10 protein-coding genes and 2 tRNA genes are annotated in these 16,221 nt (G+C 44.1%); 3 read left to right on the top strand and 9 right to left on the bottom strand.

Annotated features, from left to right (window positions below; genetic code table 11):
* Positions 1-48: 48 nt before the first annotated feature.
* From ACUNWA_RS02255 to ACUNWA_RS02245, 3 genes are all read right to left on the bottom strand, one after another.
* Positions 49-558 carry a carboxypeptidase-like regulatory domain-containing protein gene (locus ACUNWA_RS02255; protein WP_445590253.1) on the bottom strand — a complete coding sequence of 170 codons (510 nt, stop codon included), beginning with the start codon at positions 556-558 and terminating at the stop codon, positions 49-51.
* Between the two features lie 143 nt (positions 559-701).
* On the bottom strand, positions 702-1,859 hold the full coding sequence (locus tag ACUNWA_RS02250) for a FecR family protein (protein WP_445590252.1): 1,158 nt from the start codon (positions 1,857-1,859) through the stop codon (positions 702-704).
* 68 nt (positions 1,860-1,927) lie between these two features.
* A complete protein-coding gene (locus tag ACUNWA_RS02245; protein ID WP_445590251.1) occupies positions 1,928-2,482 on the bottom strand; it encodes an RNA polymerase sigma factor in 555 nt (184 codons plus the stop codon).
* Between the two features lie 376 nt (positions 2,483-2,858).
* On the opposite strand from ACUNWA_RS02245, the gene ACUNWA_RS02240 reads away from it, so the two are divergent.
* Positions 2,859-2,933: transfer RNA gene (locus ACUNWA_RS02240), tRNA-Val, on the top strand.
* 523 nt (positions 2,934-3,456) lie between these two features.
* A tRNA-Lys gene (locus tag ACUNWA_RS02235) sits at positions 3,457-3,532 on the top strand.
* 68 nt (positions 3,533-3,600) lie between these two features.
* Here the strand turns inward: ACUNWA_RS02235 and ACUNWA_RS02230 are convergent.
* The 6 genes from ACUNWA_RS02230 to ACUNWA_RS02205 all read right to left on the bottom strand — a co-directional run bounded on the left by ACUNWA_RS02230 (position 3,601) and on the right by ACUNWA_RS02205 (position 11,597).
* Positions 3,601-5,010 (bottom strand): sugar porter family MFS transporter, encoded by a 1,410-nt coding sequence (locus tag ACUNWA_RS02230; protein WP_445590250.1) that lies wholly within the window; start codon positions 5,008-5,010, stop codon positions 3,601-3,603.
* Between the two features lie 94 nt (positions 5,011-5,104).
* Positions 5,105-5,851: a GDSL-type esterase/lipase family protein gene (locus ACUNWA_RS02225; protein WP_445590249.1), complete on the bottom strand. Its 747-nt coding sequence runs from the start codon at positions 5,849-5,851 to the stop codon at positions 5,105-5,107.
* 2 nt (positions 5,852-5,853) lie between these two features.
* The gene (locus ACUNWA_RS02220) at positions 5,854-6,906 is read right to left on the bottom strand and encodes a DUF4434 domain-containing protein (RefSeq protein WP_445590248.1); all 1,053 of its coding nucleotides are present in this window, start codon (positions 6,904-6,906) and stop codon (positions 5,854-5,856) included.
* Positions 6,899-7,972 (bottom strand): DUF4855 domain-containing protein, encoded by a 1,074-nt coding sequence (locus ACUNWA_RS02215; RefSeq protein WP_445590247.1) that lies wholly within the window; start codon positions 7,970-7,972, stop codon positions 6,899-6,901. Before ACUNWA_RS02215 ends, ACUNWA_RS02220 begins: the two co-directional genes overlap by 8 nt.
* 453 nt (positions 7,973-8,425) lie before the next feature.
* Positions 8,426-9,841, bottom strand: coding sequence for a Gfo/Idh/MocA family oxidoreductase (locus ACUNWA_RS02210; protein ID WP_445590246.1), 1,416 nt, complete (start codon positions 9,839-9,841; stop codon positions 8,426-8,428).
* A gap of 1,132 nt (positions 9,842-10,973) precedes the next feature.
* Positions 10,974-11,597 carry a hypothetical protein gene (locus ACUNWA_RS02205; protein ID WP_445590245.1) on the bottom strand — a complete coding sequence of 208 codons (624 nt, stop codon included), beginning with the start codon at positions 11,595-11,597 and terminating at the stop codon, positions 10,974-10,976.
* 2,398 nt (positions 11,598-13,995) lie between these two features.
* Between ACUNWA_RS02205 and ACUNWA_RS02200 the strand changes: the two genes are divergently transcribed.
* Positions 13,996-16,221 (top strand): beta strand repeat-containing protein (locus ACUNWA_RS02200; RefSeq protein ID WP_445590244.1); only part of this gene is annotated, 2,226 nt, incomplete at its 3' end.

Raw genomic sequence — 16,221 nt, 5'->3', positions numbered from 1 at the left:
GTTTGTCTTTAAAATCAAACCAACAAATGTATAGACCCGCAAAAAGATTTAAAACACGGGGTTCAGCGAATGCTTACGCTTATCGGTTGGTAAAACAGAAATCTCAAATTTCCCATTAACATCTGTGATTACTCCGCGAGTTTCACCCAACACAACCACAGTTACACCCGGCAATGGAGCTCCGGTTTCATCCAAAACCTTTCCTATTACTTTCTTTTCCTGAGTTTCTTCATTGACCGATTGCACTGGCTCTGGATTTTCTCTTTTTCTAAGAACCACGGTCTGATTTATGACCTCATAACTATAGCCGGCCAATATAATATACTCTTCTAGAAATTCCTCAATCCTAATATCGGTTACATTAACATCAATTTTTTCTTCATTCACAAATAAATCCGATCTGTAAATAAATGAGAAATCACTTTGCTTCTCAAAAAGCTTAAACACATCTTCGATTCTTGTGTTTCTTATCTTCAACGAAAGTTTCGTATTTTGAGAATAGATACTTGCATTCGACTGAATTACAAACACAAAAAGGAATAAGAATAGAAATTTCATACGCAATAATATGAACTTGCATTGCCTGTAGGGCAAAACATTCCAGTTTTTTTTCATAGTTTTGATTTGAGTTTTTAAACAGTTAATTAAAACTTGCTTTTAAACAAGCCAAGCGGTAGGTATTAGCGGTACCTATCGCTTTTTTAATAAATAATTACATTTTTCTCATCTACTTTAAATTTCACTTCATTAGTTCTTTCAATTATGGTTAATATATCTTCAAATTTATCTGTACGCTTAAGTTTGCCACTAAACTTAAGATTTCTAGCTTCGTTTGTTTTAAATAAATATGTAAAATCATACCACCTCGACAAAACGGAAATCATTGTTTCAAGCGTTTCCTCCTCAAATATATAATTCCCATCTTTCCAAGCTGTCACTTTCCTCAAACTCACTTCTTCAATCGAATAGTCATGACCAAACCTATTCACAACACACTGATATCCCGGCTCCAGAACTACATTCTCATCTGATTCATTAATTCTTATTCTTACCGAGCCATTAACCAGAGTAGTTTTCGATTCGCTTTCATCTGGATAAGAACTAATATTAAATGAAGTTCCCAGAACCTCTATGATCTGACCATTAATTTTAACTCTAAATGGTTTTTCAGAGTTATGCTTTACCTCAAAATAGGCTTCACCAATTAACTCAACCACACGCTCATGTTCGCCAAACTGCAAAGGATAGGTCAAAATTGTTTCTGAATTCAACCAAACCTTGGTCCCATCCGAGAGTGAGAGAGAAAACTCACCTCCTCTCGGAATATTTAAAGTATTATACTCTATTTTCAGAGATTTCGCCTGATGAGAATTTGTAGATTTTTCTTTTTCATAGCTTAATTCCGATCCTGAATTGGAAATAATGGTCCCATTCTCCTTTAACTCGACACTATAAGACTCACCAAGACTGTGTTTTGAACCATCTGACAAAATCAAAGTTGCTTTAGTCCTTCCGGGGTCAATCCGAACATTCTTTTCGGCTACAGTCTCAAATTGAATAACTTCCGAAAGAAGAAACCCAGCAGCAACAATTCCAATAAAAAAGGCTGCAACCCGACCAATACGAAGTATTTTAGGAACCACAAATATTCTATAGGTAACCTTTTTCTTGGCTTTTTCGACATTAATCTCATCATCATTATATGTCGCCCCTGATTTAAAAAAATAAAAAAGTTTGTGATAGTAATCTTTATTACCTGAACTTTCATTTATCCAAGCATCTAATTGCTCATCTTCCTTAGCAGATATAATTTGATGCACTTTATTCCAGACAATGCCAATATCAAAAAGGTCTTTCATCCTAGTAATGTCAATTTAATATTGTTAGGACACGACCAATTATAAAAGGTTGACAAGAATTTACAAAATCATAAGAAAAATTTAATACTTGTTGATTTAAGGAGCTTCTCCTTTAGGATCGTTCTTGCTCGGAATAATTGGGTTTTTACGGCACCATCAGTAATATTTAAATCCGTTGCAATTTCTTTTATCTTTTTCCCCGCATAATATTTTTCACGGAAAATTTCAGCCATCTGAGGTGGAAGGATGTTAACAGCCTCCAATATTAAATCAAAAATATCAGAATCAACGCAATCAGAGCCAGCCTCGGAATTTATCAAAGATTCGATGTACAGAATCTCATGTTTATCCTTCACTCTTAAGTCACGTATCTCATTCAAACACAAATTCTTAATAGATTTAAAGAAATACGCCTTGAGAGATATTTTGATGTCAATATTCTCTGAACTAGTCCAAAACATCACAAAAAAAGATTGAACAAGATCTTCACTTGCATGAAGATTTTGAAGATACCCTTCAGAGAACTTAACCAAAACAGGATAATACTGCACAAACAGAAGCTCAAACACATCCCGGTTCCCTTTTCTTATTTCGTTTAACAATATCCTGTCTTCAATATCCATATGCTCACTATGCAAAGTTTCAGGTGAGATTATACATTCAGGTAATTATCTACATTCGTGACCATTACTCAAAGCATAATCATCCACCAAAATTCAATAAAAATCCAAAGAAAAACAAAAAAAGTTCACTCAAACCCAGCATAGAGACACATTGTACTTCTATTGAATTCCAGACACAATTTATCAGTAAACTAAATTGAACTTCTTGAACACAGCATAAAATGAAATAATATGACATTGCATGTTCCGTAAACACACATGTCTTAAAGTAAAGAGGAAATTTTTCAGTTATTTTTCAGCGTTCCTTTGGTAGGAAAAAAAAAGACTCTATATTTGCAACGCCTTTCTGAAAAGGGGGTGAGTTCAGAAAACATTCGGGCGATTAGCTCAGTTGGTTCAGAGCATCTGGTTTACACCCAGAGGGTCGGGGGTTCGAATCCCTCATCGCCCACAAAAGAGAAATATCGAATCGATATTTCTCTTTTTTTATGCCCAATTCCGGGGAGCCATTCGCCATCATTTGAAACTTCACGGCTCACCCGCAAAATCCGGTGGATTTCCATTTTTCAAGCAAAAATTTTAGCTTCTCTAAGAAGTGCCCTGAATACTTTTACCCGATAATAGCACAACACTACCGTTCATCAAGCTCGATCCTGCTCCTTTAAAAGTTCAGTAATTTTGTCTCTGAATGTTTTAAGCCAATGGTGTTCGCTCTTGTTTTTAAAGCAAGTGATCAATACTTACTGCTGCTTGCCCCACAACAACGAGACAATTACAATAGCCTTATCCAGAGAAAACCATGTGACTTTTAGATATAAATACGTCGCAACACTCACCTCCATCGACCTGAATACCAGCCCCAAAACCACACACAACCGCTCCATATAAAACCAGTGATGAAAAAATATTTTGCATTTTAATTTAAAAAGAATACTTTTGCAACGCCTTTAAAACAAAAAGGCACTACACATGATGACTCAGTAGCTCAGCTGGTAGAGCACATCCCTTTTAAGGATGGGGTCCTGGGTTCGAACCCCAGCTGAGTCACCAAGTAAAAACAAAAAGCCTTGTAAGTAATAACTTGCAAGGCTTTTGTTTTATAGAGGCATCAACGGCTGTTATTTCCAAAACTGCTCTATCTCCTCCAGACTTTTTCCTTTGGTTTCCGGAATCACTTTATAGAAGAAGATCGTCCCTGCCAGGCAGAATGCGGCGAAGGTAAAAAAACCGGCTCCCATGCCTACTGCAGCCACATACCAAGGAAAAAGAAAAGCCGCAGCAAAATTGGTTCCCCAGTTGGCAAAGGTGGCAATCGACATGGCACGACCACGAATATGGGTTGGATAGATCTCGCCAATAATCACCCAAATCACCGCATTGATCGATAGTGCTAAACTTCCGATGTAGATACACAACAACACCACAGTCCAGATTCCTGAGAAAATATCCGTGACAAATAGCGTCCCAATAGCACACAAAGATAAAAAGACGGCTGACATCCCGCCAATCAATAAGGGGCGACGTCCCCAACTATCAATTTTCGTCAAGGCTATTACCGTAAAAATCAAATTAATAATTCCAATTAGCACCTGAAACTGTACTGCATTATTGAGTGCAAAGCCAGCTCCTTCCAAAATGGTAGGCCCGTAATAAATTACAATATTCACACCGGTAAACTGCCCAAAAACCGAAAGGCCAATTCCTACGGCCAATGCACGTCGCATTCCGGGCTTCAGCAATTCGCCTAAACCAATCTTTTTTTCGTCTTTCGCCTTTTTGGGGTGTAACAACGATTCATCCAGCTCTCCGTTAATTTTACGAAGCAAAGCCGTCCCCTTTTCCACTAAACCTTTATCAATTAACCAGCGTGGGCTTTCCGGCACAAGAAACAGCAAGGCAATAAACAAGCCACAGGGAATCATTTCGGCAGCAAACATGCCACGCCATATTTCGGTATTGAATACTTTTTGCAGAATTCCTTCGGTAAAGATATTGCCGGGCGAACCAGCATACTGTAGCAAGGCCCAGTTTGAGAAATAAGCCAGCAGAATACCAATGACGATGGAAAGCTGGTAAAGAGCCACCAGCCGCCCACGAATTTTCGCCGGCGCAAATTCGGAGATATACATGGGCGACAGCACCGAAGCCATGCCAACACCCAAACCACCAACAAGTCGTGCAGCAATAAGCAGCGTAAAGCTTGGTGGGATGGCTGAAAACAGAGCCGAGACAAAAAACAGCATGGCCGCCATTATCAGAATGGGCTTACGCCCATAGCGGTCGCTTAACGAGCCGGCAACAAAAGCACCGACAATAGCCCCTATCAGTGCCGAACTACCAAACCAACCCACCAATAGTTTCGACAATCCAAACTGGTTTTCCACCATGCCAAAGGTGCCTGAGATGACCGCTGTATCGAAGCCAAAAAGCACACCCCCCAGCGAAGCCACAAAGCAGGTTAACCACAACAAGGTTCGTTTTCCTTCATGGGCTTCTGCCGGTTTCTTTTTTCCTATTTCCGTATTCATTCGTTTTTGTTTGTCGTGTTAGTAAAATTTAGTTTTCTCAAAGAAATTCTTGCGCTTAATTAGTCGGGATAAATCTGCATCCCAACGCCACACCCTACATTTGTTCCCGTATCAATCGCTTCAGCACAGCCGGATAGGTATCGCCATCGGTTGTGCCCTCCCCATCCATAAACACCCCAAAGGTGATGGAATCGCCAAAGCAGATGATCTTCCAATCAGCCAGATCAGGAAATGACTCCTTCAGTTGCTCATAAATCAGCAGCGCCAACAGACGATTACCTTTTGCTGTTAAGTGGCCCCCATCCCTGCGGCCACTATTCATCTGGTTCATAATCACATGATCTTGGTTATGGCAAGGAACACCCATTTTATGAAGATGTGCAAACAAGTCGATAAAAAGCAGCCCTTTATCTTGACACAAGGACTGCAAGGTATCCCGGCCCAAAGCCAGCAACTGCATGGGCGGCTTAGGATAGCGCGAAGCATCATGCCGCTCAAACAGATACTGGGTATCCACGGTGGTTGAACTGACTAGTGCCAGCTTGATGTCATGCTGCAACAAACGATCAGTCAGCTGATCCATATTATCGTAATATTCAGCTACTGAAATCATCTTCCGGGTATTCAACAAGTCGTTGGCTCCCACCTGAATGATAACCAAGTCAGGCTTATGACTAATCACATCAGTAACGACTCGGTTCAACAAGTCGGCCGAGCTATTACCCGGAACACCCCGATTCAGAACATTCGCCGAATTTTGAGCCTGAGCGGCAGATAGCGTCAGTACCAGCATGCAAGCACTCAAAAACAAACGAATCACCAGTCGACTTTCTGCTTTCATCCTTACTTTTTGCCTTTTAAAGCGCCAGCACGCACTAATCCATCGTACAACTGAACCGAATCCGGATGACCGGCAAAAACGTCTGATCCTGGCTTATTAATCATACCCGTATATTGGTAAATCAATATTTTCTCAACATAGGGAGAAACGGCTTCCAACTGCTGGACAACCCGCTCGGCCGGGGCTGGCAGCAATGCACTATTATACACTTTCCCTTCAAAACGGAACACTTCCACATCAGCCCAGAGGCGCGACTTAGCTGCTTTCTTATGCATCTTATATAAATTCTCAAAGATGCCAGCGCTTTCTTCCACCTTTGTTTTCTCCACCCCGATTTCATCCTGATAAGCAATAAAATCGACATCCAACTGCTCCAGCTGCCTTTCATAGTGCTCCCCATATTCTACATTGCGCGTACCATAAGGAGCAATCAATGTTTTCGCCTTAGGCATCAGCTTAGCAGCCTCGGCCGAAGAGGTATTGACATAGTTGATGAAAACATCATCGTAATGTCCGTGAATCCCTGTTTCGTTGGGATAGTACCATCCGTAGAAACTTTTGTGGTGACCATATTTCTCAGCCAATTCATTCATGGCTTTCAGGCGAAGTTTATTCACCGTGCGATCCTGCATCAACATGGCCGGCTTGGTCCATTCGCCAAAGAATCCGTTGCTGACAAAAAAGCGAATACCATATTTATCCGCTGCCGCCAGAACCGCTTCCAATGGATCATCACATCCCATTTCATGCTGCGGAAGCAACGAAGTGGGGTAAAAACTTTTTCCATAAATGGCCACATCCAGCAACACCAGGTAGCGCATACCAGCATCGGCCAGCTCTTTCACTTTAGCATCCCACTGTTCGGCCGTAAATTTCTCCAAGGTCGGATTCCAGTATTTCCCTTCGGCAGCACTGTGGTGCTGAAACTCGAACCAGGAGCCTTCGATTGGTTTGATGTTTGATTTTTTTCGAACTGCAGCTTGTAGCTCATTCATAAAAAAAGGGCCCGCCATGGCAGCTGCACCCATCGATAATAAAAAGTTCTTTCTATTCATGGTTTAAAAATCGTTTGTTTTTTCGCTCAACAATATGCTTTGCCAGTCGATCCATCAGTTCCTTATCCTTTGGATTGGTCGATTGATGAAACCGATAAATACCGTTTCCTCCTTCGTAATAGGCAATTGATGCTTGCTCGAACACCTTGTTTTTTTCAAACGCGTCGATATATGCTTCCAGTCGCGAACAAAAGCCGGATTCGTGATTGGCCAATGCCCGGCCATCGAACTCCATCTCGACACCCATGTTCCTTTCGCGGGCAAAAGCGCAGGTTTCATCCAGCCGATCATCGCTGATTTCTTTATGAAAAAAATGATTGGGCTGAATCCAGGCAAAATCAAACTTGTACTTTTTCCAATCTTCCCGCCCGGGAGCCGTCCAATAAGGAATCCAGTAAAAACGGAGACCCAACGAGCGGATGTAGTCGCCCAGAGGGATTAATATATCGGCACAACCACGCACATCTTCGTCCACCCAATAAAAGCCTTCCAACTGCAGATGCTCGTAATTTTCTTTTTTATACCGCTCCATGAACCGGTCGATATACCATTTACCGGCTTCCAGTCGATCTTCAGGCTTCGTAAAGTCCAATTTCTGACCGTCTATTTCGCCCCAATCATCCTGATTTAAAATTGGCGAAGGAATGCCTGAAATCACTTGATGCTTAAAGCCCGGCTGCCCCAACTCCTGAATCTGATCGTCGATACACTGATCTAATGCAGAGAATGCTTTGTCCTTTTCAAACCGACGATCGAGCAGCCATTCCCATTCCGGGCGACGAGCATTCAGCTTTTCGTAGCCCGGAGCATAATTGCGCCCCTTGCCGTCTTTAAACTCCAAAAACAGAAACCCATCAAACAACCAGTTTCTATTTCCCTCTTGATCTTCGTGAACCACATAAGGCAAAAAATGATCTTTGTTCCATTCCATCGGACGATGCTCTCCGCCCTGGTAAATCAAAACACAATCAGCCATATCTGTTTTCCCATAAGATTCTCGATCACAGGATGTAGCAAACATGAACAAAGGCAATAGAAGCGCAGAGAAAAAGACAAACAGTTTCATCACAAAAGTTTTATTGGTTTGAGGAAGCTAAGTAAATTAAAATCTTTTAGTTTTCAAGACTCATTTAATAAATATTTTTATTAACCCTTTTCTAGCAAAGACCATCACCCCAGACAATCAGCTGACTACAACGGTACTAACACGACCGATCGACATGCTCGAAAAACATCCAAACAGCTCCATCGGCAGCTACTTCAGCCCAGATAACCGAAGGAAGGAAGGAAGGAAGGAAGGAAGGAATACCAAGAGCGAATAAAGAAATAGCGAGTCACGCTTATGAGCCACAGAAGCTGCGAGGCTTAAGTACACGATTGATTAAACCCTGTAAATTCCAAGTCATCTATTGAGACCGTCTCTACTGAAATGAAAAGCAAAAATCAGGCGATGAAAAACAAGCTAAACCACTTGCTTTCCATCGCCTCAAAATGAAAAATTAAATGAAACAGCAGCCGGCTAAAGCTGATAAAATTCCTCCCAGCCGGCTCTTGGACGAGCTCCAACCAGCAAGGCATTAGCCAACGGATTATTGGTAATTTGTTTCTTATCGCGATCGAAAACTAGCTTGGTATTCAGCCGCTGCGCCAACACCCCAAGGCTAAACACCTGGCTTAACGGACCGGCAATAGCAAACGACGAACGACATGTTTCTTCTCCCCTACAAGCCAGCAAAAAGTTGGCAAAGTGGTTGGAAGGACTCTTCGGAACCTCGGGAAGCTTAGCAGCCATCGCCTTTCCTTTTTCTTCAGGAATAATGGATAAAGTACTGCCATGCGAGCCACCTTTAAAGGTCAGCTCTTTGCTATAAATGATTTTTCCGGGATTCAATTTCGAAGGCTGCAATTTACCATTACTGGCCGGTGGAATGTCCGGATCAAGCTCCGAAACGCCGTAGCCTTCAGGAACTTCAGGAACATTATTCATACCATCGTACCAGGTAATGGTCAGCGGAGGCATGGCGCCCCGTTCCGGAAACTTAAAAGCCAAGGTAGAAGCCTGCGGAAAGAAAAATGGATTGTGTCCTTCTATCTTTATCGGATCGACCTCATAAGGCAATCCCAAATCTAAAAACTGATGTGCCGTGTCCATAATGTGAGCGCCCCAGTCACCCAGTGCCCCCATGCCAAAATCGTACCAGCAACGCCACTGTCCGTTAACAAAATCTTTTTGGTAATCGTGATGCTGCGCTGTTCCTAACCAGGTATCCCAATCCATCGTTTCCGGAATGGGCTGCCCGTCAGGAAACCTGGCCATCGCGGTATCCCAGCCATGCCAGCGTCTTCTTCCATTCATATGAGCCGTAATGGCCGTTACATCTTTAATGATTCCGGCTTCCTTCCAGGCTTTAAACTGAAAATAGTTGGCTTCCGAATGTCCCTGATTCCCCATTTGGGTGGCCACCTTGTATTTCTCAGCCCCTCTCATCATCAGTTCCACCTCGCTAAAGGTGCGTGCCATGGGCTTTTCCACATACACATGTTTTCCCTGCGACATGGCCAGCATGGTAATCGGGAAATGCGAAAAGTCGGGGGTTCCCACACTTACCGCATCAAACTGATTCCCCATTTTATCGAACAACTCGCGGAAATCGCGAAACCGGGGTACATCCGGAAATCGCTTGATAAGATCGAGGGTGTGTTCAGCGCCCATATCCACATCGCACAAGGCGACCACATTAGCCAATCCGGTATTATGCAGCGCTTTGATGATTTCACCACCACGATGGCCAATTCCAAAACAGGCCAGATTGACCTTATCGCTCGGGGCTACGCTTCCAAAAGCTTTTCCCAGTACAGTTGACGGGATGATGGTAACTCCTGCGGCAGCCGCAAAAGCAGTACTGCCTGTCCGTAAAAAATCTCTTCGTTTCATCGGTTTATTCGTTTAGTTGTTCGTTATTTTGAGTCTAAAATTAAACTTCCACTTTAGCTTGATCTATTTTTGCCTTTTAGCGCCTTGTCTGTTTCACCTTCTCCAGCAACCAACCAAAGACCGTTGCCATACGCTGGAAAACAATCAAAATCCACCATCCACTACGAAACTGGAAACTTCGCTCATTAAAACATGCCCTATCCGGTACTGAAATTCGTAAGGACTTACAACTTCAAAAAATACAATCGATTGTATCATTTGAACAAATCGAGCCTAAGATAATAAAAGAGACGGAGTGCAGCCCTAATGAACTGCTACAAAACACACATCTCGCCCTGCTAATTCGTTAAACAACATTAGGGCTGCTGCCAAAAAGAACATTTTCTCCTGTCTGCCACTTGCTTGAACGAAACGGAACATGGATTTGCCGGAATTTGGCTAACGCGCTTTTCACCTTCCAGTGAAGTGGAGGACTTAGGTATTGTTGGTAATCGGTGCGTTCGTGACCTCGTGCCTCCGTACATTCGTATCCTCGTGCCTTCGGTTATCCGTTTTGAGCGTCTTCCTGAACTTGTTTCAGGATCTGTTGCTAGTCAGAAGTTGTCGGTTATTATTGGTTCCGGTTAATACCTGCTGGTCCTTTCTCCTCCTGCCAAGGAGGAGAACTTTCGCCCAACGCGAAAGGGAGGTGGTCGCCCTGTTGATCAATGCCTTATCCCAACAGCACTTTTCATTTCTTTTCCGATGAAGAAGACCTGTCCTTTTGGCTTGATCCAAAAGAACGAAAAGATCAAGGCGGACGATGCTTTTGAACGAAAATGACGGATCAGTCACTCCCCGAAAACCAACTCCTCTCGTTGGTCGTCAAACAGGGTTTTCTTAACGAGTACCCGCGCGGATTCCTTCCCTTGTTTTCTGTTTCAAAACCCTCGTAGGCCGAACTTTTCACCTTCCGGTGAAGTGGAGGAATTAGCCGTTCGCCATCGCAATTCTCTGTGAATCACTCCGTGCGACTCTGTGGTTAGCTCTTAGTCTTCGGACGCTGTCAGGTTGCTGTGCGCAGGCAGCCCTCTTGACTCTTGGTTCTCAGTTACTCGCGACTCACTACTCGTTTCTCACGACTCTCTACTACTCAGATCGCCAGAAAGCAGTCGGGTGAAAAAGCATCCCGGGCAGGTGACGCGAAAAACAGGTAGACTCCCTCACACAAACCCGATTCTTCTGGAAGTGCAATCAGTCCTCCTTGCGCTGAGCGGTGTATGCCACTTTCGAATGGTCCTTGAAACCCGTCTGCTGAAACCGTTGCATACCAAAGCTCATCACTTAAACGAAGCCCGGTCAGTCCTTCATCGTTCAGCCAGCTCACCTCCAGCTGATCGACTTGTTCCGGATCAGCAACCAACGTAAGCTTAAAAGGTAAGGGCAACGTGCCGTCAGCAAAATGAAGCATGGATGGATCTTCCAACTCTCCCGCGCGACCGAATGCTGGCATGTTTGCTTTCATAAACAAGTGATACCCACTGCTGTTCGTTGCCAGCCGGTTCCAAATAGGAATAATAAACTGCTGCTTATACTGCTTGCAAAAGGCACTCACCGCCTTAAACCGCTGCCGATGTTGCAGCTGCCGATCCGACCAGGAGTCTTTGGTGTAGTTTGGTGCGGCCCGCACATACGACATATCACCGCGCTGAACAACCACCAGCGGTCCCAGTTTACCCGATACTGATCCCAATAATCCGTCTTTTATCTTCGCCATAACTGAGTCTTATATTATACATACTTTCTGTATTTCTTCTACGTATCTTCTGCGTAAAAAGATACAGAAGCTATACAGAAGCTATACAGAAGAAATACAGAAGATACCCAGAAGATATGGATTTGATCCCTTTCGAAAACGCAAGTAATACGAACTCACGAAGGCACGAACGGATGAACGTACGAGGTCAGGAAAATGGGTAGAAAGCATGGAAGAGGGAGACAGGAGGAAAGAGCACTGGGCGCAGAGAAAGGGAGAAGGCTTTTTGCGAAGGCACGAGCACACGAGGGAACGATGTCAAATGAAAATAGCGAGAATCGAGCATCCAATGAATGCCTACCACTGACAATTTATCCTGTGAAATTTACAAAGAGAGTATTTCCTAGGACTGAAAACCGCCAACTGAAAACTCTCAACTGACGACTGACAATAGCCTGAAGGGCTTCAATCAATTTAGCCCGGGGCAGAGCAAGCGTAGCGAGCGACACCCCGGGACAACAAGAGAAAAGGCACCCCCGGCTGCGAGCAACAGCCTGTAAAAGCACCAATGCTGCGGCAGACGGAACGGAGAAAGGAGATGCAAGATTAAAGGTTAAAGGATAAAGGAAGAAGAACGTACGAAGGCACGAGGATACGAAGGCACGAACTCACGAACGTACGAAGAGACGAACTGACAACTGACAACTGACAACTGACAATAGCCTGAAGGGCTTCAATCAATAAGTCCCCACTTAGCCGTAGGCGAAAGCAGGGCTGGCCGTCAAACTCGCTCGGGCCGGCGATGGCGGGAGCGGTTTTTGGTGGGTACCCAGGGATGTGGTCCGGAAAGAAAAAACCGTGAGGCGCGACGAAGGATAAGTTTGACAAGATTTTTTTGCCTGGTTTTTTCATCAACTGGAAAAAATGAAGTCCCGTCCGGAAGGACAAGCAAGCTACAAGGAGAAAGGTTAAAGGCGATCACGAAGGCACGAACGCACGAACGTACGAACGTACGAAGGCACGAGCACACGAGGGAACGATGTCAAATGAAAATAGCGAGAATCGAGCATCCAATGAATGCCTACCACTGACAATTTATCCTGTGAAATTTACAGAGAGAGTATTTCCTAGGACTGAAAACCGCCAACTGAAAACTCTCAACTGACGACTGATAATAGCCTGAAGGGCTTCAATCAATTTAGCCCGGGGCAAAGCAAGCGTAGCGAGCGGCACCCCGGGACAACAAGAGAAAAGGCACCGCCGGCTGCGAGCAACAGCCGGTAAAAGCACCAATGCTGCGGCAGACGGAACAGAGAAAGGAGATGCAAGATTAAAGGTTAAAGGATAAAGGATAAAGGAAGAAGAACGTACGAAGAGACGAACTGACAACTGACAATAGCCTGAAGGGCTTCAATCAATAAGTCCCCACTTAGCCGTAGGCGAAAGCAGGGCTGGCCGTCAAACTCGCTCGGGCCGGCGATGGCGGGAGCGGTTTTTGGTGGGTACCCAGGGATGTGGTCCGGAAAGAAAAAACCGTGAGGCGCGACGAAGGATAAGTTTGACAAGATTTTTTTGCTTGGTTTTTTCATCAACTGGAAAAAATGAAGTCCCGTCCGGAAGGACAAGCAAGCTACAAGGAGAAAGGACGAAGGCGATCACGAAGGCACGAGGATACGAAGGCACGAACTCACGAACGTACGAAGGGATGAGCGTACGGATACGCTGAATATACTTAGGAACTTAGGAACTCAAGAATGCGCAGACAAGCGTGAGTCTACCGAGGGTCGTATCGGCAGTAACGCATAGTGAAGACTGATAATCAACAGGCTGAGCAAGGCTAAAAAAATGCCCGAGATGGCCTGTTACTCTTTACCGGCGACAGACAAAATTCAAATCCATTATAAATAAGGCTTTGCGTGCAAAAAAAACATAAAATAAGGGTAACTTATTCGCTTAATTCGGGATTAACTTATGTTAGTTTTATGCTTTTGAACATATTTTCGCTACCTGCAATTGATTGAAAGGCTAAGTTCCCAACTGATGAAACAAATCCGGAGCGAACAGCCAAGCAACACATCCTACTGAACAACAATACATTAGGACACAACATCGATACAAACATAAAGCTATCAAGCAGGTAGCAGCTGAGTCCTTAAGCGTTTAAAACGCATAAACTGGACAAACAGTGGCGTCTCAAGGAGCAAGGGTTTTAACTTGGGATTTTGTAATTTTAGTAATGTTGAAAACACTTGGTTGTGAATTAAGTGCAAGAATCAATTTTTAAATGGTCCTAAAAAATAAGATTCTTACGGTCGTAGTGGGTGTGATAGTGTTCGCGTGTTTTTTGCAGGAAATTAGTTTTTCTCAAGCTCATCCATCATCTGAGTCATTCAAGGAGAATGTCTTGGATGTTTTTTTCATGCCCCTAAGTGAAGCTCAATCGGCAACCCATTCCGAAGCCAACCAACAGCATCCAAACGCCAACGAGCCCGAGCTTATTGCCTTAGCAACAAAAAAAAAGACAGCAAACCCCAACGAGCGATGGAATGCGAGGACCGAACCACTTACCGAAACCAATAGCACCCCTCTTTCGAACATCGCTCCGCCGCCTCCAACATCAACCGGAACAGGAGGTTTATGGAGTGCTTCTTCCAGTTGGGATGGAGCTGTGCCTACGGCGAGTGAAGAGGTGTTTATTGCGACCGGAACCACCATCACAATTGATGCTGCTGCTACTTGCCAAAACATCACGATCCAGACAGGAGGCAGCCTGGTTATAACCAATGGAGCAACGCTGACCATTACCGGCGACTGGACCAACAACGGGACGTTTACTGCCAATGATGGAACTGTTGCGTTTAATACGCACGGTTCAACAATTACAGGCGCAACAAGCTTCAATAATCTTTTAATTAATGCCGGAGAAGATGTTAGTTCGATCATTGCCGTTAACTCAGACATCACCGTCAATAACCTGCAACTTGAAAAAGGCTTACTTCAAGTCAATGGTGGTACCACCACCATCACCCGCTTAAACAATCCGGGAATAACTACACCCACAAGTGTCATTTCTGCAAAGGCAGGACTTGAGGTCAATACAGGAGGGACAATTACTACTGGTGATTTCACCATTAACAATAAAGGACTGATTCGGGTGAATGGCGGCACAGCCAATTTTGGAAACTCTTCCGGGAACAGTGTCGAAACCAATACGGATGGCGTTTTTGAGGTATCTGACGGTACAGTAAATATTGCTGGTCGACTGCACAACTCAGCAGGAGGCTCTTTAGTTCCTCCGGGGATTCCTTCCGGTATAAACATTTCAGGCGGTATCATTACACTTGCTACCGAGGGCAACGGTCTGGGCAATACCGGCTCATTAAATGTTACTGCACAAGGTGCTTTCAATTTCACCAGCGGAACAATCATTTTTGAACATGCCAGTACCGCCAGCGCTGCTATTGACATGGGACTATCAGGAGAACTAGGCGACGGAGCCAAAAGTATTACCAATGGGGTATTTCAGTTCGGAAATACAAACACGACTTCAAACAGCACCTTCGTTGTCAATAGTGAGATCGCGATCCCGAATATTAGCACCTGGGATGGGATTGATTTGGAATTAGCACACTCCCTGGAGATAACAAATAGTTTTAATTTGGGTGTAGATAGTCGTTTAACACTTAACGATGATACCCTTCAAATCCCTGCAACGACTGGACCTAAATATGAGTTTCGCTTAGTGGATAATGGAGAATTGATCCCAATCGATATTCAAATTACAGGAGGTAGTGGACCTGGACAGATTGCGCTCAGTATGGGAGCATCGAAGCCTGATCAAAATGAAAATTCAGATGGCGCAAGTTTCCTGAACCGGTATTGGGATATTGATATTACAGGATTTACCGGAAGTTTTTCTTATGACGTCTTTGCAGACTTTGTAGACACTGACATTCATAATTCAGGAAGCTCAATTTCAGCAGCAGTCTATTCAAAAAACACTGCATCATGGGAAATTTATGATGGCGAAGGAGTGGGTAGCATTAATACCACATTGTATGATTTAATAGCTTATGGCATTACCGATGGAAGTATCATCCTATCGGGGATTAACAGTGCGCCAACGGTTAGTGTTTCTTCTAGTACTAATCCGATTTGCTCGGCCCAATCGACCACCCTTACCGCTAATGCAACCGGCGATCCAACTTTGACTTATGCATGGACCTCCGATCCTTCAGGTAGTTATCCAACCACGGCAGCAATAACAGTCAGCCCATCCACCAACACCACCTACACCGTTACGGTAACGGATGCGAATGGGCTTAGCGCGCAGGATCAAATTGATATCACGGTTGATGAGGCTCCAGTAATTGCAGGCTCGATCAGCGATACAGATGTTGAAGGCTGCGGTCTGGCGGATGCTCCTGCGGCAACCACCGTGGCCGAACTTGAGTCCATGGGACTCACCATTAGTGATGACATAACACCCAATACTGCCCTGACTGTAACCAGTTCAGATGTTTCTGCCGGTACCTGTCCGATTGTTATTACCAGAACGTATACCGTTACCGACGAATGTACAAACTCAGTTAGCACAAGCAGTACAATTACTTTAACGGATAATGTGCCACCAGTTTTTGATGCC

The sequence above is a fragment of the Sunxiuqinia sp. sy24 genome, from assembly GCF_052677165.1.
Note: the sequence above shows the minus strand (reverse complement) of the source record. Positions and strands in the feature narration are given on the sequence as shown.